Source organism: Winogradskyella undariae (assembly GCF_013285155.1).
In the GTDB taxonomy this organism is placed as follows: Bacteria; Bacteroidota; Bacteroidia; order Flavobacteriales; family Flavobacteriaceae; genus Winogradskyella; species Winogradskyella undariae.
Map to the genome: position 1 here is coordinate 91885 of NZ_JABTEL010000002.1, position 26244 is coordinate 118128.

The following is a 26244-nucleotide window of genomic DNA, read 5'->3' on the forward strand; positions in this document are numbered from 1 at the left end:
TTTTTTAAATTATTATATTTTGTGCGTTAGCAGAAAATTTAACTGTATTAATTATAACTTCTTGGTCCTAAAAAGTTAACTGTTGTAGTTTCTATCAATTCTTCATTGCTATAAACTTCAATCACCAATTTATTTTTATCACCAGATAGTTCACTTTTATCAATTTCTACAAATAAGGTTCCTTCAGCTAAATCTTGAGCAGGAACGATAAAGTTTTTTGTTGTAGAAACAAGTTTTATTGTTCCATCATACTTTCTTAATTTAAAGTTGATATGTTCAATATCTTTCGTTGTTTTATTGACTAATTTATAAGTAAAAACGTTACTAATGATATTGCCTTCTTTGTGTTCATATAATTGACCAGGAAGTCTAAGTACTGTTGCTTCAACATCATTTCTAAGAAATAGTAAGCCTATAAAAATACCAGTTAGAATGGTTAATACGGCTATATAGCCTTTCATTCTAGGGGTTAGTTTAAACTTCTCTTTCTTTTCAATTTCGTTTTCACTAGCATATCTAATTAAACCTTTAGGAAGGTTAATACTTTCCATAATATGGTCACATTCATCAATACAAGCTGTACAGTTTACACATTCTAATTGCGTACCGTTTCTAATATCTATTCCTGTAGGACAAACATTAACACATTGTAAGCAATCTATACAATCTCCATGGCCTAAAGCTTCACGATCTTCATTTTTTCTAAACTTCTTTCTTCCATTTTCTGCTTCGCCTCGTTTATGATCATAAGCTACAACGATAGATTTTTCATCTAGTAAAACACTTTGCAATCTTCCGTAAGGACAAGCTATTATGCATACTTGTTCTCTAAACCAAGCAAAAACAAAATAGAATACCGCAGTAAAAATCAGTAGAGGAAACAGCGTACCTAAATGATCTAAAGGATTTTCTGATATGTATTTTAAAAGTTTGTCACTTCCTATTAAATAAGCTAAAAATACATTTGCTATTATAAATGAAATGATTAAAAAGATAAACCATTTTAATCCTTTCTTTCTTATTTTTTCAGCATTCCACTCTTGCTTATCTAACTTACGTTGTTTGTTTCTATCGCCTTCAATCCAATATTCAATACGACGAAAAACCATTTCCATAAAAATGGTTTGTGGACAAATCCATCCACAGAACACACGACCAAAACCTACTGTAAATAAAGCTATAAAAACAATGGAAATAAGCATTGACATAACTACAAGATAAAAATCTTGAGGCCAAAAAGGCAAGCCAAATACATTAAAACGACGTTCTAAAATGTTTAGTAATAGAAACTGATTTCCATTAATTTTAATAAATGGAGCCACCAATAAAAAGATAAGTAAACCATAGCTTACAATCTTCCTGTATTTATAAAAATGTCCACTTGGTTTTTTAGGATAAACCCAAGCGCGTTTACCTTCATCGGTTACTGTACCGATGCTATCTCTAAACGATTCTTTTTCTGATGGTTCCACTTTATTTTTTGTTCTAAATTATTCTGCAGTTTCTTCTACCCAAACGTCTCCTTCTGGAGCTTTTGGTTCTGCTGGTGTTGTACCTTGAAATTGTAAAACATAACTAGCTACCTGTGCAATTTCAGCAGGTTTTAAACTTTGTTTCCAGGCAATCATACCTTTTCCATCTCTACCACCTTCAGATACTGTTTTGAAGACATTTTTAATACCTCCACCTAATATCCAATGATCGTCAGTAAGGTTAGGTCCAATACCACCACCTCCATCGATTTTATGACAAGCCACACAGTTGGTTTCAAATGTTTTTTTACCGCTATTTAAATCTGAAGTTTCAGTTAATAATTCAACGGTATTAAAATCTACTAAGTCTTTAGCTGTTTTTTTGTATTCATCAATAGCTATTTGAGCTTGAGCATATTCTGTTTCTAATTCGTCAAACTGATTATCGGCATCAAAAACTTCATATTTTATAAGATAAATGATGGCAAAAACGATTGACACATAAAAACCGTATAACCACCATGGCGGAAGGTCATTGTCTAATTCTTTTATTCCATCGTAATTATGATCTAGAATAATTTCGTGTTCTTCTTCAATGGCTTTTGCACCTAATAATTTGATGTAAGTAGTTTGTATCCAAACAAGAAGTTTAGAAGGTTTTTGAGCGTTGGCATCAAAAACAGCTTTTTCTTCTTCATCTAAACTTTGGTATAGAATATTTTTTAATGAACCAGATATTGATTCAATAGCAATTAATATTAATAGAACTAATAATAAAAATAGTAATATTAAAGGTTGCTGAATAAATGCAGGTTCATCACCAGAATCTACAAAGTATTCTATGATTCCGAAAATGATAAAGAATATAATAGGCACTCTTAACCAAGATGGCGTTAAATTTTTCATAGTTCAGTTTGGTTTTGGTTGTTATCTAATGGTAAATTACTTACCGTCGTTATATAGTCTTTCTTTGCAGACAGTACCCACCAACATAAGATGACAAAAAAGCCAAAGAAGATAAGTAGTGAAATGATTGGATAGATTTCTATTCCAGCGATACTATCCATATAGTTTTTTACAAATTTTAGCATCTTAATTAATTTTTAGTAGTTTCAGATTCTATAATATCCTTTACTTTGATATCTGTACCTAAGCGTTGTAAATATGCTATTACGGCAACTATTTCTCTGTCTCGCATTTCAACGAACTCAGCACCACCTGCTTGTTTGTCTGCTTCATATGTAGCAGCGAAATCTGGATCAGCATAAAGGTTTTTCTCAATTTGAGTTCCTTGTTCTGTCATGTGTTGTTGCGCATTAGCAATCTCTTCTTCTGTATAAGGTACACCAAGTGTTACCATACCTTCCATCTTAGCTTCTGTTTGAGACTTGTCTAATTCATCTCTCACTAACCATTTATAAGATGGCATAATAGAACCCGATGAGGTACTTTGTGGATCATACATATGATTTAAGTGCCAATTGTCTGAATATTTTCCTCCAATACGATGTAAATCTGGACCTGTACGTTTACTTCCCCAAAGGAATGGGTGATCGTAAACATATTCACCAGCTTTAGAATATTCACCGTAACGTTCTACTTCACTTCTAAAAGGACGAATCATTTGAGAGTGACAACCCACACAACCTTCACGGATGTATATATCACGACCTTCTAATTCTAATGGTGTGTAAGGCTTAACACTAGATAGTGTTGGTATATTAGATTTAATCATAATGGTTGGTACAATTTGTACAACACCACCAATTAAAATTGCTATAGTAGCTAAAATTGTTAATTTAATTGGTTTACGTTCTAATACAGTATGCCAACCTTCACCAGCAAGTCTGTGTTTAGGTACACGTTTTAATGCAGGTGCTTCAGCTAATTCATCTTCTACACTAACTTCAGCATTTCTAATCGTAGCAATAACGTTATACAATAAGATAAGCATCCCAGTAATGTAAAGAGTTCCACCGATAGCACGCATCCAATACATTGGCATAATTTCAGTAACTGTTTCTAAGAAGTTACCATATTTTAATGTCCCATCAGGATTAAATTGTTTCCACATACTTGCTTGTGTAAATCCAGCAACATATAATGGTAAAGCATAAAATATAATACCTAGGGTTCCTATCCAGAAATGAGCATTTGCTAATTTGATAGAATATAATTTTGTTTTGAATAATCGTGGAATTAACCAATAGATCATACCAAAAGCAAGGAAACCATTCCATGCTAATGCACCAACGTGTACGTGAGCAATAATCCAATCGGTAAAGTGACCAATTGCATTTACGTTTTTAAGCGATAATAAAGGCCCTTCAAAAGTCGCCATACCATAACCGGTAAGTGCAACAACCATAAATTTTAAAACAGGATCTGTACGTACTTTATCCCAAGCACCACGCAAGGTTAAAAGTCCGTTAATCATACCACCCCATGAAGGCATTAATAACATTACAGAGAATGCTACACCTAAATTCTGAGCCCATTCTGGTAAAGCAGAATATAATAAATGGTGAGGTCCTGCCCAGATATAAATAAAGATTAAAGTCCAGAAGTGAATAATAGATAATCTATATGAGTATACAGGTCTATTAGCGGCTTTAGGTACAAAATAGTACATCAATCCTAAAAATGGAGTTGTTAAGAAAAATGCCACGGCATTATGTCCGTACCACCATTGTACTAAAGCATCTTGAACACCAGCATATACAGAATAACTTTTCATTCCACTTACAGGAAGTTCTAAACTATTAAAGATATGAAGTACTGCAACAGTAACAAACGTTGCTAGATAAAACCATAAAGCAACATATAAATGACGTTGACGACGTCTTAGCATAGTTCCAATTAGATTCCAACCAAAAACAACCCAAACCAATGTAATAGCAATATCAATCGGCCATTCTAGTTCAGCATATTCTTTAGAAGATGTATAACCCAATGGTAACGAAATTGCAGCAGCAACAATAATGGCTTGCCATCCCCAAAAGTTAATCTTACTTAGGGTATCGTTAAACATTCTGGCTTTAAGTAGACGTTGTGAAGAGTAATATACACCTGCAAAAATTGCGTTTCCAACGAAAGCGAAGATTACAGCATTGGTGTGTAATGGTCTTAATCTACCAAAACTTAGCCATGAAATGCCATCGGTTAAGTTTGGGAAAACAAACATAAATGCGAGTAGTAACCCTACTGCCATACCTACAACACCCCAAAATATAGTGGCATAGAGGAAATTTTTAACGATCTTGTTATCGTAATAGAATTGTTGTACTTCCATAGTAATTAATTGGTCTTATTGGTTTTATTAGTTGTTTTTGGTTTTTCTTTTACTAGTTCGTCTTCAAAAAGCATGCGTACAGAAGGTGTATAGCTATCGTCAAATTGACCGCTCCTTACCGCTACAATAAAAGCAATAAAGAAGATGATAGCCACAAGAATACTTATGGATAATAAAATATATATAACACTCATACCTACTGAAGTTATGGCCCAAAATTAATATTGCACCTGTTTAAAAAACATGACATTTATCATGTTTTCTTATTTTGATTCATTCTAATCGTTTACCTAAAATATTAGTTGCTATTGTTGTAAATATAACAATACTTATTGAGCTTAAAGGCATTAAAATAGCTGCAACTACAGGTTCTAATTGTCCAGTAATGGCGAAATATAGCCCAATAGTGTTATAAAAAAATGAAAGTACAAAGCTCCATTTAATAATTTTTATGGCGGACTTAGATGCTGATATAAAGCTAAATAATTGTTTGAATTTAGAGGCATCTAATATAGCGTCACAGGCTGGTGAGAATACGTTAACATCTTCAGATAAAGCGATACCAACATCACTTTGTGCTAATGCACCGGCATCATTTAAACCATCACCAATCATTAATACTTTAGCGCCTTCTGTTTGATGATATTTTATAAAGTCTAATTTATCTTCAGGTTTCTGATTGAAAATTAATTTAGTTTTAGCAGGAAGTAATTTTGTTAAGTTTTCTCGCTCTCCTTCGTTATCACCAGAAAGAATCACTAAATCATAATGTTTTTTTAGTTTGTTGAAGAGTTTTGAAACTCCTTTTCTATAGCTATTATAAAACGTGAATTTTCCTTTATAAACATTGTTAGTACTAACATGTACTGTAGTATTTAAAATAGCACTTTTATTAGGATTGCCAACAAAGCTAGATGATCCAATTTTCATGTTTAAGGCATCGTGCTTTACTTCAATACCTTTACCTATGTGCTCTTCAAAAGCATCTAGAGTGATGATATTGTTTTCTTTTAATATACTATATAAGGTTCTACTTAAAGGATGATTAGATCCGCGAAGGGAATTTTTTAAAACTAAGTTCTCAGCTTCAGAAAGTAATTCGCCATCGTATTCGGCATTACTTTGTTTGTTAGAGGTAATGGTTCCTGTTTTATCAAATATAACAGTATTTATTTGTGCCAGTTTTTCAATTACACTTGCATTTTTTACATAGAATTTTTGTTTTCCAAAGATTCTAAGCATGTTTCCAAAAGTGAAAGGAGCAGAGAGAGCAATGGCGCAAGGACAGGCAATAATTAATACTGCTGTAAATACATTCATTGCTTTACTAGAGTCTACAAATAACCAAAAAACCGTTGCTATTAAAGAAATAGTTAAAATTGAAATCGTAAAATATTTACTTATAGTATTGGTGATATTTGTAAATCCTTCTTCTTTATTTTTATTGAAAACATCATTACTCCAAAGTTGTGTAAGGTAGCTTTGTTCAACAGATTTTAAGGCTTCCATTTCAATAACACCATTTGTTTGTTTTCCTCCAGCAAATAATTTATCTCCAGATTGCTTGGTGACCGTTTGTGATTCTCCGGTAACAAAACTGTAATCTATTTTAGCCTTTCCGTTTATTAAAATACCATCTATAGGAATTAATTCTTCATTCCGAATTAAAATACGATCTCCTTTTTCAATATCATACACCTGAATTGTGTCTTCATGTCCTTCTTTATCAATTTTGGTAACAGCAATAGGGAAATAGGATTTGTAATCGCGTTCAAAGGATAAGAATTCATAGGTTTTTTGTTGAAAAAACTTTCCTGTTAATAAGAAGAAAATTAATCCTGCTAAACTGTCAAAAAATCCTGAACCTATATTCAGCGAGATTTCAATTGTACTTCTCACAAATAATACCGTAATACCTAAAGCAATAGGGACATCTATATTTAATATTTTAGCTCTTAGACCTTTAAGAGCTGAAATAAAATAATCTTGAGCAGAATAAAATACGATAGGTAAGGATAACGCAAACATTAGCCAGCGAAAGAAGAATTTGTATTGGTCGAGCCAAAATTCGTTAACCTCAAAATATTCTGGAAAGGATAAAAACATAATGTTTCCAAAACCAAAACCTGCGACTCCTAGTTTATAGATTAAGGCACGATTGATTTGTTTTTTACCCGAATTAAAATCATCTAAACTAATATAAGGTTCATAACCAATAGAACTTAATAATAAGACTACAGATTTTAAATTAGTAGTATCATGTTTATACGTTACTCTAACTGTTTTTTTACCGAAATTAACTTGAGAATCGGTAATATTAGGATTTAATTTGTTGAGGTTTTCAAGTATCCATATACAAGAACTACAATGTATATGCGGAATATAGAGTGTTGCTATTTCTATAGTTTCATCTCTAAATTCTGTAAGTTTTTCTATGATATTTTCTTGTATAAGAAAATCATATTTACCTTCAATTTCTTTTGGAACTGCACCAGGAGAATTCTCTAAATCATAATAACAAGTAAGGTCATTTTCGTTGAAAATTTCGAAAACAGTTTTACAGCCATTACAACAAAAATGTTTGTCTTGGAACTCAATTGGGTGATGCCCACAGTCATCCCCACAGTGAAAACAAGTGTTGTTTTCCATTTTATAATTTGCTCATTTATACCTACCGCAAAAGTATTAAAACTACCAAGTAATATCTATGATATATGTCATGTTTTACGTAACTTTGAATTTAATAGTTTCTGCAATGAGTAAGTGCCAACAATGTATTGTTAAACAGTTTAATGCTTTAAAAGCGTTAGGTAAAGAAGATTTAATTCGTATCTCTGGCTGTAAGACTTCAAAGAGTGTAAAAAAAGGAGAAATTCTTTTTAGAGAAGGAGAAAGTGTTAACGGTATCTATTGTATAAAAGATGGTGTTTGTAAGTTATCTAAGTTGAGTGCAAACGGTAAGGAACAAATTGTAAAACTAGTAGTGAGAGGTGATTTAATAGGGCAGCGCTCTTTGGTTACTGATGAGAAATCTAACCTTACTGCAATTGCTGTAAATGAGATGCAAGTTTGTTTTATTCCTAAAAGTGAGGTTCTTCATGATTTATCTAGAAATGCAAGTTTTTCTTTAGACATGCTTCAAGACATGGCAAAAGAGTTGAGGTTAGCCGATAATATTATAGTAGACATGGCTCAGAAACCTGTAAAACAACGCTTAGCGGATGTTTTAATTTATTTGTACAATACTTTTGGAAATGATGATAAAGATTATTTAGGAGTTATCCTTTCTCGGGAAGATTATGCTAGTATTGTTGGTACCGCAACAGAATCTGCGATTAGAATTTTATCTCAATTTAAAAAAGAAGGTCTAATATCGACCAGAGGAAAACATATAAAAATTTTAGATTTAGAAGGTTTAAAACGTATTGAATAATACCGTTTAAATTGATAGATAATCACTACGATTGATCAAGTTGAATCTTATTAAAAAAAATAAAAAAACATGAATAAATTTAAGCTATCATTAATCTTAATCCTTGTCTTTTCTTTAGACTGTTTTGCGCACCAATCTGGTGATAATGGAGTAAGAAATACTGCTATAAGTAGCGGAATTGGATTAGGTAGTGTTTTAGCTGTAGTTGTTTCTTGGGAAAGAAATAAATCTGTTTTATTAGCTTTTTTACACGGTATTTTTAGTTGGCTTTATGTGGTGTATTTTGTATTGACTAGAAAGCCAGAAGAAAAGCGCTAAGAGTGATTGAATATAAGTTTTACAATCTTATTAGATCTAATAAGATTGTAAAACTTACTGTTAAGTAAAATATGTTTAAAGATTGTTACAAACTGAAGATTTAGTCTAACAATTCTTATTTCTTATTTCGTTTATTATAATTTTTATCTCCTCTTGTTTTTGGCTTTTTGTATTTAGCCGCAATCTTAAACTTATAAGAACCACCTAAGTTTTCTTTTGAGTTCTTTTCAGATTTTTCATGGAAAGCTGGTCCTGGTGCATCTGCATCAGTACGTTTAATAGGATTATTATGTTCTCTAATTTGTGGACGTTCTTCTTCTATTAATTCCGTAGAAATTTCAACATATTCAGGGATCTCGAGAGTTTCAATTTTCATCTGCATTAACTCTTCAATACGCTCTAAACCTTCTTGCTCCTTAACTGTAGAGAATAAAATAGATTGTCCTTCTTTCTCAGCACGACCGGTTCTACCAATTCTGTGCATGTAGTTTTCAGGATAATCAGGTGTATCAAAGTTAATAACATGAGAAACGCCTTCAATATCTAACCCTCTTGCCATAACGTCTGTAGCAACAAGTAATCTGTTTTCACCTTCTCTAAATTGCTCAATACTACGTAATCTGTAATTCTGAGTTTTGTTAGAGTGAATAACACAAGATTGACTTGGGAATAATTCTTCAAGTTGATCAAATAAGCGATCAGCCATTTTCTTATAAGCAACAAAGATTAAGACTTTAGAAAATTCGTCTTTATCACTAAGTAATTCTTGTAACAGATTAACTTTGGTATAAAAATTAGGAACATCGTAACGCACTTGCGATATGTTTTCTAAAGGCGTACCAGAAACTGCAATAGATATTTTTGATGGTTTTTTGAAGAAATCTACAATTAATTCATCAACATCTTTAGTCATTGTAGCCGAATACATAATGTTTTGGCGACGTTCTGGTAAAATATCAAATATATTAAGGAGTTGATGTCTAAAACCTAAATCTAGCATTACATCAACTTCATCAATTACTAATTTCTGAATAGATTTTAATTGTAAAACTCTACTCACAGCTAAATCATACAAACGTCCTGGTGTAGCAACAATAATATCTTGTCCTTGTGCAACAGCTTGCTTTTGTGTGTTAATGTTAGTTCCACCGTAAACACCTAAAACACGATTGTTAATGTATTTAGAAAGTTTTTCAATTTCACTTACAACCTGTACAACTAATTCTCTTGTTGGTACTAAAATTAAAACTCTTGGGTTTTCTTGTTTAGAATATGCAAGGCTTTTAAGTATCGGTAGCATATAGGCAAAGGTTTTACCTGTACCAGTTTGTGCTATACCAACAACATCTTTACCTGCAGCAACTACATTAAAAGATTCTGCTTGAATAGGCGTTGGAGTTGTAAATCCTAAATCGTCTAAAGCGTTATGTAAAGGAGTATTTAAATTGAGATCGTTAAAAGTCACGTTGTAAAATTTTGTTGCAAAGCTACCACTTTATTAATCAACTTACACTAATCGGTTTTTTTCTATTTCAATATGGTAAGCTGCGCTATATTTTGTGTCAGGTTCTAGCTGTAAAATACCTTCTTTATTTTCTAACTTTTGATCTGTTGTTTCATTATCTGCAAAACCTAACCAAGGCTCAATACAAACGTAAGGAGCATTTGGTTTTGCCCAAATTCCTAATTGATCAAAATCTTCAAAAGTCATTGTTAAGAGTTTTCCTTTGGTTTTATGTTTTAAACTTACAATTCTTGATTTTAAATCTTTAAAAATTAAAGCATCTTCAATAAATAAATCAGGATGTAAATTAATTTTGTTACCATCAGTAAAAGCAGGTTTCGTTTTTTGTGTAAGCAAACCTATATCCATATTTAATAAATAAGATTCGCTTTCTTCTGTTTGCTCAAATTCTAAATAATAATCTGTGTAATCTTCATCATCTGCAATCGGGCAATTAAAAGCGGGATGACCACCTAAACAAAAATAAAGTGTTTTTTCGTCTAAATTTGTAACAGAGTGGTTTACGCTTAAAATGTTTTTAGAAAGCGTATATGTAATTTCAAATTCAAACTTAAAAGGATATAAGGTATATAACTCTTCATCTGAAATTAAAGAAAATGTAATGTTAGATTTAGATTGGTTTTTAACAGTGAAATTTTCATTATGCCTAGCAAAACCATGCTTGGGCATATGATATTTTTTACCATTATAGATGTAGGTATCATCTTTCATGCTACCAATTATAGGAAACAAATTAGGCGCATGACTTCCCCAAATATTTGGATCTGCCTGCCATAAAAATTCGGTTTCGTTTTTTACAGAGGTAATATTACTTAACTCAACACCTTTAGGTTTTATATTGATGTTTAACAGGTCATTTTTTAAGCTGTACATTCGTCTAAGATTTTATTTTTTAAAGATACAATTCTTATGTTTTTTATGCGATTAGATTTTTAAAATTTACGTCGTTTATTTTTGTTTGTTCTCCCTGTTTGAAATCAATGTTGTAAAAATATTAATAGAGAAGAAATATATTGAGAAACCTGAGATGTAAAAAATATAATTGTAAATTATGGTACTATCTATTTTTAAATATGAAAAGTAAATCAATGAAAAAAGAAGATCTAAAAAACAGAGAAGATATATATCTATTAGTTTCTGAATTTTACAAAAAAGTAAGGAAAGACGAAAAATTAGGGCCGTTTTTTAATGAAACCATACAGGATTGGGATGCACATTTAGATCATTTAACCACCTTTTGGGAATCTAGTTTATTTCTAAAAACAAAATATTCAGGAAATCCTTTAGAAGCACATACTAGGGTAGATGCTGCATTTGACCATAGTATTACAGAATTACATTTTGGTATATGGTTAAATTTATGGTTTCAGACTATAGATGAATTATTTGAAGGAGATTATGCAGAGAATGCCAAACGCAGAGCTCGTAAAATGGGAACTTTTATGTACATGAATATTTTTGCTGCAAGAAACTCAGAATAATAATTTGCATCTTTCTAAATTTGCACCTTATAATTATTAAATACGATAAGAATGGGCTTATTAAAAGAGTTTAAAGAATTTGCTGTAAAAGGAAATATGATGGATATGGCAATTGGTATCATCATTGGAGCAGCATTTAATAAAGTAATAGATGTCTTGGCTAAAGAGGTTATTTTGCCACCTTTATCTTTATTAACTGATGGTGTAAATATTGGAGAAAAGAAATTAGTATTAAGAGAGGCTATTTTAGATGCAACAGGAGCCATTAAAATAAGCGAGGTTTCTGTAGCTTATGGAAAATTATCAGAAGTGTTTTTAGATTTTTTAATCATTGGGTTTACAGTTTTTATTATTGTAAAATTCATGAATCGCCTTAGAACTAAATCTCACGATGCAAAGGATAAAACAGTAGTGACACCAAAAGATATTCAGCTTTTAACAGACCTAAAAGAATTGATGATAGAGCAAAATAGAATGCTAAAAGCAAATACAACTAAGTAAGCTCTTTTTTTACTAGAATTTTAACATCTTTAGAGGTATTAAACCCTTTATGTTAATCGTTAAAAACTATATCTTTGCGCGAGCTTAAAAAAGCCTATTATTATGCAAAAGAAAATCGCCAATTTACTATTCTCCACAAAACTTACTGCGTTTTTATTTATTGCCTTTGCCGTTGCTATGGCTGTAGGTACTATTTTAGATAGAAACATGGATACTTCCCCAACGCCATACACCCGCACATTAATTTATAATGCCTGGTGGTTTGAAGCTATAATGGTGTTTTTTGTAATCAATTTCGCAGGTAATATTTTTAGATACCGTTTATATAAAAAAGAAAAATGGGCAACCTTAATATTACATTTATCTTTTGTTTTTATTCTTTTAGGCGCTTTTATTACACGTTATGTAGGGTTTGAAGGAATGATGCCAATTAGAGAAGGTGAAACTCAAAGCGAATTTTTCTCACAAAAAACATATATAAGTGGTCGTATTTTAGGCGATTATAAAGTGAATGGTCAGTTGCAACAACGCCGAATAGAAGAAGCTGTAGACTTTTCACCACGCTTAAATAATACTTTTAGTGAAACTTTTGATTATGGAGGTGCTGAAGTTCATATTGAATTAGAAGAATTTATTGAAAGTGCAGAGCAAGATATTATTCTTAATGAAACAGGAAAGCGTTATTTAAAAATAGTTGAAGGTACCCAAAGCGGGCCACACAATCATTTTTTAGAAGAAGGTAAAGTTACCAATCTTCATAATACTTTAATCTCTTTGAATAAATTTCAAGAAGGTGCTATAAATATTTCAGAAACTGAAGATGGTTTATTTATTCAGTCTCCTTACGAAGGAGAATATATGACTATGGCTACTATGGCAACTGGTAAATTAGCGAAAGATAGTTTACAGCCTTTAATATTAAGATCTAGATATGTAATTGGTGATATGCAAATCGTGATGCCAAAACCTATAGCGAAAGGTGACTTTGGGATTATAGAAAAGCCAGAACTGTTTAAAACCAATAGCGATGACGACGGACTTGTTTTAAATGTTACAGTAAATGGTGAAACAAAAAAAGTTGGATTATTAGGCGGATCTGGTTCTAATAACGAATTTGAAGAAATTGAAGTTGGTGGATTAGAAATAGCATTAAAATATGGACCTAAAGCATTAAAATTACCTTTCGAAATTAAATTGAATGATTTTATTGCAGAAAAATATCCTGGTACAGAAAAAGCATATTCGTCTTATGAGAGTAAAATAACTGTTTTAGATAAAGAAGATGGTGATTTTGATTATCGCGTATATATGAACCATGTTTTAGATCATAAAGGTTATCGCTTTTTTCAAGCTAGTTTTCACCCCGATGAAAAAGGAACTGTACTTTCTGTAAACCATGATTTTTGGGGAACTAATATCACTTATATTGGTTATATGTTATTGTATTTTGGATTGTTAGCTATTCTTTTTGCTAAGCATACACGCTTTGATGAAATTAGAACAAGACTTGGTAAAATAAAGCAGAAGAAAGCTAAGATGATGACTATGATTTTGCTTTTAATCAGTTTCTCTGGTTTTACACAAGAGCATTCAGAAGATGATGGTCATAATCATGGAAATCAGCCAGAAAAAGAACAAATAGATTCTATTTTAAGAGTACACATCACACCAAAAGAGCATACCGCTAAGTTTTCAAAAATGGTAGTTCAAGATTATGGTGGTCGTATGATGCCGATGCATACTTATGCTTCAGAAATGTTAAGGAAGTTGAGTAAAAGTGATGTTTACGAAGATTTTGATGCCGATCAAGTTTTCTTATCTATTCAAGAAAGTCCGATGCTTTGGTACAATGTGCCAATCATTTATTTAAAATCTAGAAAAGCAGATTCTATCAGAACTATAATAGGTATTGACTATGACGAGCAATACTCAAGGCTTGTTGACTTTTTTACACCAGATGGGCGTTATAAATTAGCGCCATATTTAGAAGAGGCCTATAAAACAACAGAGCCAAACGGATTTCAAAAAGAAGTAAAAGAAGCAGATTCTAGAGTTAATTTATTATACAATGCCATAGAAGGACGTACTGTAAAAATATTTCCTGTTCCTAATGACGAAAATAATAAGTGGATTTCTTCTTTAGAGTTTAGAGAACAAGAATATAGAGAAAAAATAACAGATACTTTATATGGTAACTTTATAAACAATGGTTTTAGTGCTTATTTAGTAACGCTCAATAACGCGAAACAAACAGGAGATTATTCTAAAGCAGAAGAATTACTTAACGGCATTAAAAAAACTCAACAACGTTACGGTAGTAAAGTAATGTTATCTGATGATAAGATAGATGCTGAAATTCTATATAATGATTATGATATTTTTAAACGATTATTTAGCTGGTATATGTATGCTAGTACGGTATTGTTTATTCTTATTATTATTCAGATTTTTAAATATAGAAGTAAGTGGTTAAATATTGCTATTAAAGTATTAATAGGTGTTATTATAGCATTATTTGTATTGCATTTAGGCGGATTAGCATTACGTTGGTATTTATCAGGGCATGCACCTTGGAGTGATGCTTATGAGTCTATGATTTATGTCGCTTGGTCCGTAATGTTATTTGGGCTATTGTTAGGTGTTAAAAAGAGTAGTTTAACTATTGCTGCATCAGCATTTGTTTGTTCTATGATTTTAATGGTAGCACACTGGAACTGGATGGATCCTGCAATTGCAAATCTTCAACCAGTATTACAAGGCTATTGGTTAATGATTCACGTTTCTGTAATTGTAGCAAGTTATGGTCCTTTTGCTATTGGAATGATCTTAGGAGTTGTGTCATTATTTCTTATGATTTTTACAACTAAAGAGAATAAGGATCGTATGCTAATCAACATAAAAGAATTAACCATTATTAATGAAATGGCTTTAACCGTTGGTTTAGTAATGCTTAGTATTGGAAACTTCCTTGGTGGTATGTGGGCTAACGAAAGTTGGGGTCGTTACTGGGGATGGGATCCAAAAGAAACTTGGGCACTTATTAGTATTATGATTTATGCTTTTGTAATCCACATGCGTTTGGTGCCAGGGCTAAGAAGCCGTTGGATTTATAACTTAATGTCAATTATTGCCTTTGGGAGTATTCTTATGACTTATTTTGGCGTAAATTTCTACTTATCAGGATTACATTCTTATGCTAGTGGCGATCAAATTTTAAGTTTCCAGTTTATTGCGATTACTTTAGGTGTCATTGCTATATTAGGAACTTTATCATATGTACAGTATAAAAAGCATTATAAGAAGTAAAGAGAAACTTCATATATTGTATAATAGAATAAATTGGTTGATGAACGCTTATGTTTGTTAACCAATTTTGTTTTATAATTAACAAGACTTACTTTCCTTTTTATTAATTTTAGAATCTAAAAAGAAAAGCAATGTCAAAGAAAAAATTAGGTTTAAATACCATTTGTACACATGTAGGAGAAGTAAAAGATGAACAATTTAAAGGGGCTGTTTCGCCAATGTACTTAAGTTCTTCTTATGAGTTTCTAGATGTGGATGTAAAACGATATCCGCGTTATTTTAATACACCAAATCAAGAATTTTTAGCAAAAAAAATTGCTGCTTTAGAACATACAGAAGCTGCATTAATTTTTGGTTCTGGTATGGCAGCTATAAGTACCATGTTTTTAGCTTTTTTAAAACAAGGTGACCACATAGTAGTTCAGAATACATTATATGGAGGAACGGTCAATTTTATAAAAGAAGAATTTCCAAAATACGGTATTGAATTCACCTTTACTAATGGGTATAAAGTTGAAGATTTTGACGAAGCTATAAAACCTAATACCAAATTAATTCATATTGAAACTCCTTCAAATCCTTTAATGACTATTACGGATATTAAAGCGATAGCTAAATTAGGGAAATCTAGAGGTGTATTAACGTCTATAGATAATACGTTTGCTTCGCCTGTAAATCAAAATCCAATGGATTTGGGTATAGATATGGTAATGCATTCTGCAACGAAGTATTTAGGAGGTCATAGTGATATTCTAGCAGGAGTTGTGGCAAGTACAGAAGAACATATAGAACGCATTTGGAATGTCGGTAAAAATTTAGGTGGAAACTTAAGTGATATGACCGTTTGGATGTTAGAGCGTAGTATGAAAACTTTAGGCTTACGTGTTAAAGCCCAAACAAATAATGCCGTGAAATTAGCCAAATGGCTAGAGAAACACCCTAAAGTAGCTAAAGTTTATTATCCAGGATTAAAATCGCATCCAGAGCACAAATTAGCTAAATCTCAAATGAGTGGTTATGGTGCGATGTTGTCTTTTGAATTGACTGAAGATTTAGATGCCTATAAATTTCAAAAGGAATTGCAGCTTATTAAATCATCTATGAGTTTAGCAGGAGTAGAAAGTACGGTAATTTCTCCGCACTTAACTTCTCATGCTTTATTAACTCAAGAAGAACGTGATGCCGTTGGTATTAGTGATCAGTTAATTCGTTTTTCTGTTGGAATAGAAGAAGTAAAGGATTTAAAGCAAGACATCAATCAAGCAATTATGGCTTTAAAGTAGTTTTAGGTTTTCTAGAATCGGTTTGAATGCTAATACCTACTTGGATTCTATTTAGATTTTTTTTCTTAGCATGACGTTTTAAATAACCCATTTGTAGTTGCGCATGTTTTAAAATATTGAAACCTATACCAGCATAAAATCGGTTTTCATGAAATACTTGATCCTGAAAATTAACAAAAGGTTCTTCAGTAAGTCCTAAAAATAAGGTTTTACTTAAAGGATATTTTAAGCTTAAGCGATAACGAAATCGGTGTTGTAGTTCATTTCTATCTGTATACTTTAGAAAACGTTGTTCAAACCTTAAACGATGCTGAATACTTAGATTGCCCAACTTATGTTTTTTGGAGTATTGCTCCATAATTCGATGTTCAATAGTATTAGGTATATTATCGCTACCTAAATAGCTATCTATATCTAAATAAGCAGCAGCAAGTGTTATGGTTTGGCTGTTTTTAATATGATAATTAGCATTGAGACTTAAAAAAGTAAGATTGTAATTTGATGTCGGTTCATAGAACCTTAATTCGGCATAGGGCATTAAACTAAAGTGTTCTGTAAATGTATGATTAACGCCAAGTGTATACCAAGCTCCTAAATAATCTTCAGATGTATTTTGAGCATTTAATACGGTACTTATAAAGAGTACTGAAAATAAGGCTAAGATTTTTTTCATAATATTTAAAACAAAAAAAAGAGCCCTATTTAGGGCTCTTTTCAATTATATTAATGATTAAACGTGATCGTTTAAGTGGTGGTGTTCATCTATTAATGGACCTCCTTCTATAATTGCTTCAGAAGCTTCACTAGCAAATTTCTCGAAGTTTAAGTGGAAAGAATGTGCTAATTGAATTGACTTACTGATATAATCTCCTTTTTCTTTCCAAGTGTTCATTGGATCTAAAATTTCATTAGGAACATTAGGACAAGATTTTGGCATAAATAAACCAAATATTGGGTGTTGGCTAAATTCAGCATTATCTAATTCTCCATCTAAGATTGCTGTAATCATAGCTCTCGTGTATTTTAATTTAATACGAGATCCTACTCCGTAAGGTCCTGCGCTCCATCCTGTGTTAATCAACCAAACATTAACGCCAGCGTCTTGCATTTTTTTACTTAGCATTTCAGCATATTTTGTTGGGTGTAATGGCATAAATGGTTCACCAAAACAAGCAGAGAATGATGGTACTGGTTCTGTAATACCTGCTTCTGTACCTGCAACTTTTGCTGTATAACCAGAAATAAAGTGGTAAGCAGCTTGGCCTGGTGTTAACTTAGATACTGGAGGTAATACACCAAATGCATCTGCTGTTAAGAAAAATATGTTTTTAGGGTTTCCTGCGTAAGAAGGAACTTGAATATTATCAATATTATAGATTGGGTAACTTACACGTGTATTTTGTGTAATAGTACTGTCCATATAATCTACTTCACCGTTTTCTTTAAAAACTACGTTTTCTAAGATTGCACCTGGCTTAACAGCTCTAAAAATGTCTGGTTCTTTTTCTTCAGATAAGTCAATAACTTTTGCGTAACATCCACCTTCAAAATTAAAGATATTATTGTCAGCTGTCCATCCATGCTCATCATCACCAATTAACTTACGAGTTGGATCTGCAGATAATGTTGTTTTACCTGTACCAGATAATCCAAAGAAAATTGCAGTATCACCAGCTTCACCAACATTTGCAGAACAGTGCATTGGTAAAACATTTTTCTCAACAGGTAATACAAAGTTAAGAGAAGAGAATATACCTTTTTTGATTTCACCTGTATAAGCAGATCCACCAATTAAAGCTACTTTTTTAGAGAAGTTAAGAATAGAGAAGTTACCTTGACGTAAACCAACAGCTTTAGGATCTGGAGCTTCATAACCTGGAGCACAAAGTACTAACCAATCTTCTTTAAAGTTTTCTAATTCAGACTCATCTGATCTTAAAAACATGTTATAAGTAAACATGTTAGACCAAGGTAATTCTGTTACAGTTCTAACGTTTGTTTTATATTCTGGGTCAGCACATACATAAGCATCTCTTACGTAGATTTCTTTACCACTTAAGTATTTTGTTATTTCAGTTTGTAAAAGTTCAAAATTTTCTGTAGAGATAGCTTTATTTGTTTTCCCCCACCAAACACGATCAGCAGTATAATTGTCTTTAACAATAAAACGATCTTGAGGAGAACGTCCTGTATATTTTCCTGTGTTTACAGCAAGTGTTCCATTAGCAGTTTCCTTACCCATACCTTTTTCAACTGTGATACGTTGTAATTCTTCAGGTGATAAATTCCAATGTGCATTGGTGTCTTTTAGTCCGTACTTTGTGAGATCTCTTGTTTTCATGTTTGATTTATTTTATAAAGTTTCTATAATTTAATTGTTTTCTTACTTTTAATTATAGTGTAAAGATATAGGCATTATCAAGTATTATTTATGACGAAAGTCATACTTTGAATCTATTATGAATTTTTAAGTTTTCATTACACTTTTTTGAAAAAATCACAAATTTATACAGACGATAACGTTTGCGAAATAAAAAGAAATGTAATATCTACCTTATTTTTAATATTTTTGACAATTAGAAAACTTATTTTTTTATGAAATTAGACATATTAGCCATTGGAGCACACCCTGATGATGTAGAATTAGGTTGTGGAGGAACACTCGCAAAAGAAGTTTCAAAGGGTAAAAAAGTTGGTATTATAGATCTCACAAGAGGAGAGTTAGGAACTAGAGGTACAGCAGAAACACGAGATGAAGAGGCTTTTAATGCCGCTAAGATCTTAGGAGTGCACTCTAGGATAAATATGAGATTTGCTGACGGATTCTTTTTGAATGATAAAGAACATCAGCTAGAGCTTATTAAAATGATTCGTTATTATAAACCCGAAATTATAATATGCAATGCTATTAATGATAGGCATATTGATCATCCTAAAGGAAGTCAGCTTGTAAGTGATGCTTGTTTTTTAAGTGGACTGAAGAAGATAGAGACTTATAATGATGAAAATGAAGTTCAAGATCCTTGGAGGCCTAAAACAGTTTATCATTATATACAATGGAAAGATATTGAACCAGATGTTGTTGTAGATGTTACAGGATTTATAGATAAAAAGGTAGATTCTGCACTAGCTTATAAAACACAATTTTTTGATCCAAATAGTAAAGAGCCTGAAACTCCGATATCTAGCAGAAACTTTACAGATAGTATAGATTATAGAGCAAGAAATTTAGGACGTTTAATTGGAGTAGAACATGCTGAGGGTTATACAGTTGAGCGTTATGTTGCTGTGGAATCTCTATTTAATTTAAAATAAAGTAAAAAACTATTTGCAGATAATAACAAAACTATTATCTTTGCAATCCAATTTAAAATGGTGGTTGTAGCTCAGCTGGTTAGAGCGTCGGTTTGTGGTACCGAAAGTCGCCGGTTCGAACCCGGTCTTCCACCCAAATTACAAAGCTTCTCTGAAAAGAGAAGCTTTTTTTGTGGAATAAACTTTTATTGTAAATGATTTGGTGTGAAAGTTGTACTTAAGTAAAAATTTCAGTTCATCTAAAAATAAAAAGTATTTCTTATAAACTGTATAAGTTTTATTGTATTTATTCTTACACTTAATTTCGTCATTAATTCATGTTTTTAGTTAAATGTTTTCTATCTGAAGAGTATGTTTTATATGTTATTTTAATAAAAAATAAAAATTTAGCTCAGTTTGTATCTTAGGTAGGATATAAATGTGTTTTGTTTTTAATGTATTAATTTATAGTATTTTGAGGTTGTTTTATTGTTTCGAATTTCCGTAAATACCAAATATAGAATCTTTTTTAGCGCACGTTCTTATTATATATTAGAGCTCAGAAGAGTTGTATTCCCATAGAATATAATTAATACTAACTAATTATTTAAATCCTGAAACGAATGAAAAAAATTACATTTTATTTTCTGATGCTTTTAAGCATTACTGCTTACGCTCAAATTGAAGTCCTCGAAGATTTTGAAGATGTAGCAAATAATCAAATACCTGAAAATTGGACAGATACTAATTTTGCAGTTACAACGAACTTTGCTTGTGATGGTTCTAAAAAAGCTATTTATACTGGTTTTACAGTAGCAGGTCAAGAAACTTTAACAACTCCAAATTATACTGCTATTTCAAACGGCACTGACCTTAATGTAAGTTTTTCTTATAATATTTTTGAACAAGTTAGCTAGTTTCCGCCAGCGAGTTATGTAGCACCAGCTGCAGGTTGGGGGTCTTTAGTATTAGAATATAGTACTGATAATGGAGTTTCATGGATTAATAATAGACGCTCTGAGTTTTTGATTGTGAAGGACTAAAAGTTATAAGTTATAGTATTGAATTATTTATAAAAAATTCATGTTTAATGTCATGATAAATTGATGCTGTCGTTAAAATTTTTTCTATCTAACTCTTGTGTATTTATCGAGTATTTCAATAAAATTTCAAGATTTAGCTTAGTTTGTGTCTAAAGTAATATAAAAACATAATTTTTATTTAAGTAATTGTTTATTAGTTTTTTAGGTGTTGTTTTTGGCTTTAGTATTTCGGGAAATATTAAAAACAACCACTTTATATAATGTATTTCTATTCCTATATTGGTCTTTTCAAATATTAGCCAAAACACAAAACTCAGACTATTAACTAAAATCCAAAACCAATGAGAAAAATTACTTTGTACTTTATGATGCTCTTAAGCATTACAGCATTCGCTCAAGTAGAGATTGTTGAAAATTTTAATAATGTTCCAGATTTTGAGCTTCCGACAGATTGGACTCAAACAGGCGACTTTTTAGCGACACCTGGTTTTGTATGTGATGGGTCTGGTAAGGCATTAGTTACAGGTTTCGAATTTGCAGGATCAGCAACTGTTACAACTCAAAACTACACTACAATAACTAATGATACTGATCTTACTGTTAGTTTCTCAGTAAATATTCTTGAACAAGCTACATTTTGGCCGCCTATTACATTTAGTGCTCCAGCAGAAGGTTGGGGAAGTGTTGTTCTTGAGTACTCGTTAGATGGAGGTGTCAACTGGATTACAGCATATACTATAGATGATTCAAATTATACCTTTAACGATGTTGATAATTGTTATTCAATACCAGTGACTAATTTAGGTGCACTTACAGCGGGTAGTGACTTTCAAGCGCGATTTGTTGCAACTGCAACAACAATTGCAACGGCTAAATTATTTGTTGTAATAGATAATATTTCAATGACGCAAATAGCAACTGAAGTGCCAAATTGCGATACAGTATTATTAAATCCTGTAAATGGATCTGCAAGTGCTGATTTAAATACCGTTTTAACTTGGGAAGCTGCAACAGGTTTACCAACAGGCTATGCGGTTTCTGTGGGTACGACTTCAGGGGGAACTGAAATTGTGGATGCAGCTACTACAGCAACTACAAGTTATTCATTAGATGGCTTAGGTTTGGTTTATGAGACAGAATATTTTGTAAATATTGTACCATTTAATGGTATTGGTAGTGCAACAGGTTGTACAGAAGAAAGTTTTACGACACGTTTAACACCAATACCAGGAGCAACATGTTCTAGCCCAATAGATATAGCTACACTACCATATATTGTTGCTAATGACGATACTGCTAACTACGAAAATAATATTAATGTAGGACCTTGTGGTGGTTATCCAGAAGCGTTTATGACAGGTAATGATGTATTCTATCAAATTTCACCTGATGAAGATATGTCAATAGACATTAGTCTTGCCAATGTATCTGAATATGCAGCAGCTATTCACGTTATGGAAGGGTGTCCTGATACGTCATCAAATTGTGTCGCAACGTTAGGAGATAATTATGCATCTGCACCACCTTATACAATGGAACTTACAGATGTTGTTTTATTGGCTGGTCATTCTTATTTTATTGTATTGAGTCGTGCAAGTTATGACGGTACATTTTCTTATTCTATGATTGTTACTCAGAATGAGTGTATTAATCCTGAATTTACGGTTACTCCAGTTGCTGAATGTGATTCAGGTGAGTTTTCTGTAGATGTTGATATTAGCTATTTAGGTGATGCATTAGACTTAACTTTAGCGGATAATTTTGGTTATTCAAACGATGCTATTACTTCAACTGGAATTGTAAATGTTGGGCCTTATCCGACTGGAACTACTGTTGAATTTACATTGACTAATAATGGTTTTACTGAATGTTCTTATTCAGATTCAATTTACTTTTATTGTCCACCAGCAAATGATGATTGTGTAAATAGTACTGTTTTAACAATTAATACAGATGGTACTTGTGCGATTGTTACTAGCGCAACTAATGCAGGAGCTTCAGAATCAACTAACAATCCAATAAATTGTGATTTTACAAACAGTAATGATGTGTGGTTTAGCTTTGAAGCTACCAAAGAAACGATCATATTAGAATATTCTAATATTGTTGCAGTAATTGGAGATGGGGGAATAATACAAGCTACCGAATTACTAGAAGGAACTTGTGGTTCATTTACAAGTTTGGCTTGTGTAACATCCTTTAGCAACTACATTACATTAAATAATTTAACTGTAGGTAACACGTATTATATCAGAAATAGCTCTGCTAATAGTGGTGAATATGCTCAAAATTTTGACATCTGTTTAAAAGAACCACCTGCAGCGCCAGCTAATGATGAGTGTGCTAATGCTACAGTATTAAATGTGTCTACAGATGAAAGTTGTGATAACCAGATTACTGGAACTACAGTAGGAGCAACAATTTCGGATGATAATAGCTGCAACGCTGACTTTACAGCTTTTTATAAAGATGTATGGTATGTATTTACAGCACCTGAAACTGGTTTATACAAGCTTTCTTTTGAAAGAACGCAGTTAGATCCAAGTTCATATTTCTCTGTTTATTCAGGAACTTGTGGAGCTTTAGTTGAAGAAAGTACAAATTGTTACAATTCTGATCCTTATGTGCTTTCAGCAACTAGTGGTGAAAGCTATTATGTAATGGTAAGATCTGGAGATGATGGACCTGGTATTGATTTCGATTTATGTATATTTAAATTACCACCTCCTGTTGAAAATGATAGCTGTGCTACACCAACAGTTTTATCTGAGTCTACTGATGCTAATGGAGATAACATGATATCTGGTGATTTTGCAAACTCCTACCCATCATCTGAGTCTTGTGCGTCATCAGCGAAAACTATTTGGTATAGCTTTACAGCAACCCAAACTGGTACGTATCACTTTAACCTTACAAATACTGTGGGTTATCCTAATTACACAATATTTAATACTGATGATTGTTCATTAACAGCTAATAATTATGTTGCTGAAACATATTGTTATAATTCAGGTGAACGTACGGTAGAATTAGTTGGAGGAAACACGTATTTAATATCAATTTTTAGTTTTGATAATAATACTATTGAATCTTTTGATTTGTTAGTCTATCCAGATGCTACATTAAATTTAGATTCAAATACTTTAGACACATTTAAATACTATCCAAACCCTATAGTAAATACATTAACGATTGAAGCGACAAGCGCAATCTCAAATGTTAGTGTGCACAACATTGTTGGTCAAAAAGTTCAGATGGCTACTCCTAATAGCTTAGAAACAACAATTAATATGGAGGATTTAATTAGTGGTGTGTACTTTGTTACAATTACTACTAATGGTTCTCAGAATACGATTAAAGTTGTTAAAAAATAAACTGTAATGACCTCAATTGATTAATAGCAAATCAATAAACATGGGCTATATTAGATTATAGCTCATGTTTTGTTTTAAAAAAAATAAGCAGCCCATGTGGCTGCTTTTTTTATACATTTTATGCAAGTGTTTTTGTTAGAAATAAAAATCTATATTTATATTGTTACGTTGTATAGGTATTGTTTAATACTTTTATACCTATATTTTGATGCTATTTAGTAATTCTATCTAAAAAGAAAGTCTATTTGCGCTGTATTTTTAAATAGTATAACGTCGAAAACAATATTTGCATTGTAGTTGTAATATGATATTAAATTTAATAAATATAAAAACATTAAAGAATATTAGCAGTCATCCGCTAATAAAGCTTTGTGTAATTACAATTCTATACCTTCTGTTGTCAAAACATTTGTATGCGCAACAAAGTGATCTTGTTTTAAAGGCAGAAGAGCTCGTTTATTCTAATCCGGTTGAAGCTATAAAAATAGCAGACCACATCTTAAATATTAGTCAAAAACCTAATGAAAATGCAACTGCTAACTTGCTATTGGCTAAAAGTTATATGGCCAAAGGGGATTATGATAATGCTATTGTTTATGCCTTTGATGAGGTCAAACAATTAGAAGAAGTAGATGTAAATACACGAATAGAAAATAATATTATTAAGGCTAGACTATTACGAAAACTATATTTAGATCCCCAATCTATAGAGTGTCTCAATAAAGCAAGAGCTTTAAATTCGGAAATTTTATTAGAAAAAGACCGTTTTGAATATCATATTTTTTTAGAACATATAAATATGCTTCTAGACAGGCTCAAGATTAATGAAGCCATAACGGAGCTAAAAGAGAAGGAAATTCAATTTAAAAGTTTTTTAGATAATAACGAAAATGAAAAAAGAACGTATTATTTATTAACTACAAAAGCATATAATAGTTTAAATCAGTACGATTCTGCTTTTGTATATATGGATAAAACATTTGAGTTATTAAATACGTCTCAAAATAATAACTTGTATGAAAAAGCCTTAACCTATAAGGAATCAGGACTGTTATATCTTCAGAATAAAGAATTTAAAAAAAGTAAAGAAACCTTATTTATTGCATTACAATTTGGTGAAATTTTAGATAATCAGTTTTTATTAGAGCAGATACACAGAGATTTAGCAATTAACTATTTGGCATCTAATCAGAATAATCAACATAACGTATATTATAAAAAGTTTTTAAATCTAAATAATTCAATAGAGGAAATAGAGCAACAATCTGTTAATACGTATTTCAATATTATTAGTAGACAAGAAGAAAGCCAACTAGAAAGTTATAAATCAAAATACAATCAGTACTTATTCATTTCATTTGCAGTTGCCATATTTATTATCATTATTGGGATTTTAATTCTTATAAAAAGCGAAAACATTAAAAAGCGTAAAAGAGAGATTATTAATTATTTAGAAGTAAGTCGGAATATTTTTACAAAAGTAAAACCGACACAAAATGTACAGAAACAGGCCAATAAACGGTTAGTAATACCCGAAGAAACCGAGCAAAATATTATATTAAAGCTTCAGCGTTTTGAAAAATCGTTAAAATACTTAAGTAAAGATATGTCGCTTGCATTATTAGCAGGTCAATTTGAAACCAACACCAAGTATCTTTCTGAAATTATTAATAAAAACTATAACGATAATTTTAACACCTTTATAAATAAACTCAGAGTAAACTATATAATTGAAAAATTAAAAAATGATACCAATTACATAAATTATAAAATTAGTTTTCTAGCCGATGAAAGTGGTTTCTCATCACATAGTAACTTTACTACTGTATTTAAGGGAATCGTGGGTATGTCTCCAGCGACATTCATAAATTTACTAAAAATAGAACGGGAGGAAATTTTAAATAATAAAGAAACTTAATGGG

General features: G+C 31.5%; 20 protein-coding genes and 1 tRNA gene. 11 read left to right on the plus strand and 10 right to left on the minus strand.

Annotated features, from left to right (window positions below):
* Window positions 1-47: 47 nt before the first annotated feature.
* The 6 genes from ccoG to HSX10_RS02735 form a co-directional block, all read right to left on the minus strand.
* The gene (gene ccoG / locus HSX10_RS02710) at window positions 48-1472 is read right to left on the minus strand and encodes a cytochrome c oxidase accessory protein CcoG (RefSeq protein WP_173586670.1); all 1425 of its coding nucleotides are present in this window, start codon (window positions 1470-1472) and stop codon (window positions 48-50) included.
* An 18-nt stretch (window positions 1473-1490) separates the two neighbouring features.
* The gene (locus HSX10_RS02715; RefSeq protein ID WP_173586671.1) at window positions 1491-2378 is read right to left on the minus strand and encodes a cbb3-type cytochrome c oxidase N-terminal domain-containing protein; all 888 of its coding nucleotides are present in this window, start codon (window positions 2376-2378) and stop codon (window positions 1491-1493) included.
* A complete protein-coding gene (locus tag HSX10_RS02720) occupies window positions 2375-2563 on the minus strand; it encodes a CcoQ/FixQ family Cbb3-type cytochrome c oxidase assembly chaperone (RefSeq protein WP_173586672.1) in 189 nt (62 codons plus the stop codon). Before HSX10_RS02720 ends, HSX10_RS02715 begins: the two co-directional genes overlap by 4 nt.
* Window positions 2564-2568: 5 nt before the next feature.
* Window positions 2569-4764, minus strand: a complete 2196-nt coding sequence (ccoN, locus tag HSX10_RS02725) for a cytochrome-c oxidase, cbb3-type subunit I (protein ID WP_173586673.1) — start codon at window positions 4762-4764, stop codon at window positions 2569-2571.
* 5 nt (window positions 4765-4769) lie between these two features.
* A complete protein-coding gene (gene ccoS, locus HSX10_RS02730) occupies window positions 4770-4958 on the minus strand; it encodes a cbb3-type cytochrome oxidase assembly protein CcoS (protein ID WP_173586674.1) in 189 nt (62 codons plus the stop codon).
* A gap of 79 nt (window positions 4959-5037) precedes the next feature.
* The gene (locus HSX10_RS02735; protein WP_173586675.1) at window positions 5038-7413 is read right to left on the minus strand and encodes a heavy metal translocating P-type ATPase; all 2376 of its coding nucleotides are present in this window, start codon (window positions 7411-7413) and stop codon (window positions 5038-5040) included.
* 106 nt (window positions 7414-7519) lie between these two features.
* On the opposite strand from HSX10_RS02735, the gene HSX10_RS02740 reads away from it, so the two are divergent.
* Window positions 7520-8197 (plus strand): Crp/Fnr family transcriptional regulator, encoded by a 678-nt coding sequence (locus HSX10_RS02740; RefSeq protein ID WP_173586676.1) that lies wholly within the window; start codon window positions 7520-7522, stop codon window positions 8195-8197.
* 69 nt (window positions 8198-8266) lie between these two features.
* The gene (locus HSX10_RS02745) at window positions 8267-8515 is read left to right on the plus strand and encodes a hypothetical protein (RefSeq protein WP_173586677.1); all 249 of its coding nucleotides are present in this window, start codon (window positions 8267-8269) and stop codon (window positions 8513-8515) included.
* A gap of 115 nt (window positions 8516-8630) precedes the next feature.
* Here the strand turns inward: HSX10_RS02745 and HSX10_RS02750 are convergent, their stop codons facing one another.
* Window positions 8631-9980 carry a DEAD/DEAH box helicase gene (locus HSX10_RS02750; RefSeq protein ID WP_173586678.1) on the minus strand — a complete coding sequence of 450 codons (1350 nt, stop codon included), beginning with the start codon at window positions 9978-9980 and terminating at the stop codon, window positions 8631-8633.
* 42 nt (window positions 9981-10022) lie between these two features.
* A complete protein-coding gene (locus HSX10_RS02755) occupies window positions 10023-10913 on the minus strand; it encodes an aldose 1-epimerase family protein (protein WP_173586679.1) in 891 nt (296 codons plus the stop codon).
* A gap of 215 nt (window positions 10914-11128) precedes the next feature.
* Here HSX10_RS02755 and HSX10_RS02760 point away from each other — a divergent pair, with 215 nt between their 5' ends.
* The 4 genes from HSX10_RS02760 to HSX10_RS02775 all read left to right on the plus strand — a co-directional run bounded on the left by HSX10_RS02760 (window position 11129) and on the right by HSX10_RS02775 (window position 16611).
* Entirely contained in the window at window positions 11129-11521 is a 393-nt protein-coding gene (locus HSX10_RS02760; RefSeq protein ID WP_173586680.1) for a group III truncated hemoglobin, read from the plus strand.
* Window positions 11522-11572: 51 nt separating this feature from the next.
* The gene (mscL, locus tag HSX10_RS02765; RefSeq protein ID WP_173586681.1) at window positions 11573-12022 is read left to right on the plus strand and encodes a large conductance mechanosensitive channel protein MscL; all 450 of its coding nucleotides are present in this window, start codon (window positions 11573-11575) and stop codon (window positions 12020-12022) included.
* Between the two features lie 102 nt (window positions 12023-12124).
* On the plus strand, window positions 12125-15328 hold the full coding sequence (locus HSX10_RS02770; RefSeq protein ID WP_173586682.1) for a cytochrome c biogenesis protein CcsA: 3204 nt from the start codon (window positions 12125-12127) through the stop codon (window positions 15326-15328).
* Window positions 15329-15459: 131 nt separating this feature from the next.
* The gene (locus tag HSX10_RS02775) at window positions 15460-16611 is read left to right on the plus strand and encodes a trans-sulfuration enzyme family protein (RefSeq protein ID WP_173586683.1); all 1152 of its coding nucleotides are present in this window, start codon (window positions 15460-15462) and stop codon (window positions 16609-16611) included.
* Here HSX10_RS02775 and HSX10_RS02780 read toward each other — a convergent pair.
* Both HSX10_RS02780 and pckA read right to left on the minus strand, forming a co-directional pair.
* Window positions 16595-17284 (minus strand): DUF2490 domain-containing protein, encoded by a 690-nt coding sequence (locus HSX10_RS02780; protein WP_173586684.1) that lies wholly within the window; start codon window positions 17282-17284, stop codon window positions 16595-16597. The genes HSX10_RS02775 and HSX10_RS02780 overlap by 17 nt on opposite strands.
* A gap of 57 nt (window positions 17285-17341) precedes the next feature.
* Entirely contained in the window at window positions 17342-18952 is a 1611-nt protein-coding gene (gene pckA, locus HSX10_RS02785) for a phosphoenolpyruvate carboxykinase (ATP) (protein WP_173586685.1), read from the minus strand.
* A 254-nt stretch (window positions 18953-19206) separates the two neighbouring features.
* On the opposite strand from pckA, the gene bshB1 reads away from it, so the two are divergent.
* The 5 genes from bshB1 (at window position 19207) to HSX10_RS02810 (ending at window position 26240) form a co-directional block, all read left to right on the plus strand.
* Window positions 19207-19926 carry a bacillithiol biosynthesis deacetylase BshB1 gene (gene bshB1, locus HSX10_RS02790; protein WP_173586686.1) on the plus strand — a complete coding sequence of 240 codons (720 nt, stop codon included), beginning with the start codon at window positions 19207-19209 and terminating at the stop codon, window positions 19924-19926.
* 59 nt (window positions 19927-19985) lie between these two features.
* A tRNA-His gene (locus tag HSX10_RS02795) sits at window positions 19986-20061 on the plus strand.
* Window positions 20062-20528: 467 nt separating this feature from the next.
* The gene (locus tag HSX10_RS02800; RefSeq protein WP_173586687.1) at window positions 20529-20822 is read left to right on the plus strand and encodes a hypothetical protein; all 294 of its coding nucleotides are present in this window, start codon (window positions 20529-20531) and stop codon (window positions 20820-20822) included.
* A gap of 467 nt (window positions 20823-21289) precedes the next feature.
* Window positions 21290-24322, plus strand: coding sequence for a T9SS type A sorting domain-containing protein (locus tag HSX10_RS02805; RefSeq protein ID WP_173586688.1), 3033 nt, complete (start codon window positions 21290-21292; stop codon window positions 24320-24322).
* 397 nt (window positions 24323-24719) lie between these two features.
* The gene (locus tag HSX10_RS02810; protein WP_173586689.1) at window positions 24720-26240 is read left to right on the plus strand and encodes a helix-turn-helix domain-containing protein; all 1521 of its coding nucleotides are present in this window, start codon (window positions 24720-24722) and stop codon (window positions 26238-26240) included.
* Window positions 26241-26244 lie beyond the last annotated feature (4 nt).

Bases quoted from the DNA above. Each gene is read 5' to 3' on its own strand.
- HSX10_RS02715 (WP_173586671.1), bottom strand. From the start codon at position 2,378: ATGAAAAATTTAACGCCATCTTGGTTAAGAGTGCCTATTATATTCTTT.
- HSX10_RS02720 (WP_173586672.1), bottom strand. From the start codon at position 2,563: ATGCTAAAATTTGTAAAAAACTATATGGATAGTATCGCTGGAATAGAA.
- ccoN (WP_173586673.1), bottom strand. From the start codon at position 4,764: ATGGAAGTACAACAATTCTATTACGATAACAAGATCGTTAAAAATTTC.
- ccoS (WP_173586674.1), bottom strand. From the start codon at position 4,958: ATGAGTGTTATATATATTTTATTATCCATAAGTATTCTTGTGGCTATC.
- HSX10_RS02735 (WP_173586675.1), bottom strand. From the start codon at position 7,413: ATGGAAAACAACACTTGTTTTCACTGTGGGGATGACTGTGGGCATCAC.
- HSX10_RS02740 (WP_173586676.1), top strand. From the start codon at position 7,520: ATGAGTAAGTGCCAACAATGTATTGTTAAACAGTTTAATGCTTTAAAA.
- HSX10_RS02745 (WP_173586677.1), top strand. From the start codon at position 8,267: ATGAATAAATTTAAGCTATCATTAATCTTAATCCTTGTCTTTTCTTTA.
- HSX10_RS02755 (WP_173586679.1), bottom strand. From the start codon at position 10,913: ATGTACAGCTTAAAAAATGACCTGTTAAACATCAATATAAAACCTAAA.
- HSX10_RS02760 (WP_173586680.1), top strand. From the start codon at position 11,129: ATGAAAAAAGAAGATCTAAAAAACAGAGAAGATATATATCTATTAGTT.
- mscL (WP_173586681.1), top strand. From the start codon at position 11,573: ATGGGCTTATTAAAAGAGTTTAAAGAATTTGCTGTAAAAGGAAATATG.
- HSX10_RS02770 (WP_173586682.1), top strand. From the start codon at position 12,125: ATGCAAAAGAAAATCGCCAATTTACTATTCTCCACAAAACTTACTGCG.
- HSX10_RS02775 (WP_173586683.1), top strand. From the start codon at position 15,460: ATGTCAAAGAAAAAATTAGGTTTAAATACCATTTGTACACATGTAGGA.
- HSX10_RS02780 (WP_173586684.1), bottom strand. From the start codon at position 17,284: ATGAAAAAAATCTTAGCCTTATTTTCAGTACTCTTTATAAGTACCGTA.
- pckA (WP_173586685.1), bottom strand. From the start codon at position 18,952: ATGAAAACAAGAGATCTCACAAAGTACGGACTAAAAGACACCAATGCA.
- bshB1 (WP_173586686.1), top strand. From the start codon at position 19,207: ATGAAATTAGACATATTAGCCATTGGAGCACACCCTGATGATGTAGAA.
- HSX10_RS02800 (WP_173586687.1), top strand. From the start codon at position 20,529: ATGAAAAAAATTACATTTTATTTTCTGATGCTTTTAAGCATTACTGCT.
- HSX10_RS02805 (WP_173586688.1), top strand. From the start codon at position 21,290: ATGAGAAAAATTACTTTGTACTTTATGATGCTCTTAAGCATTACAGCA.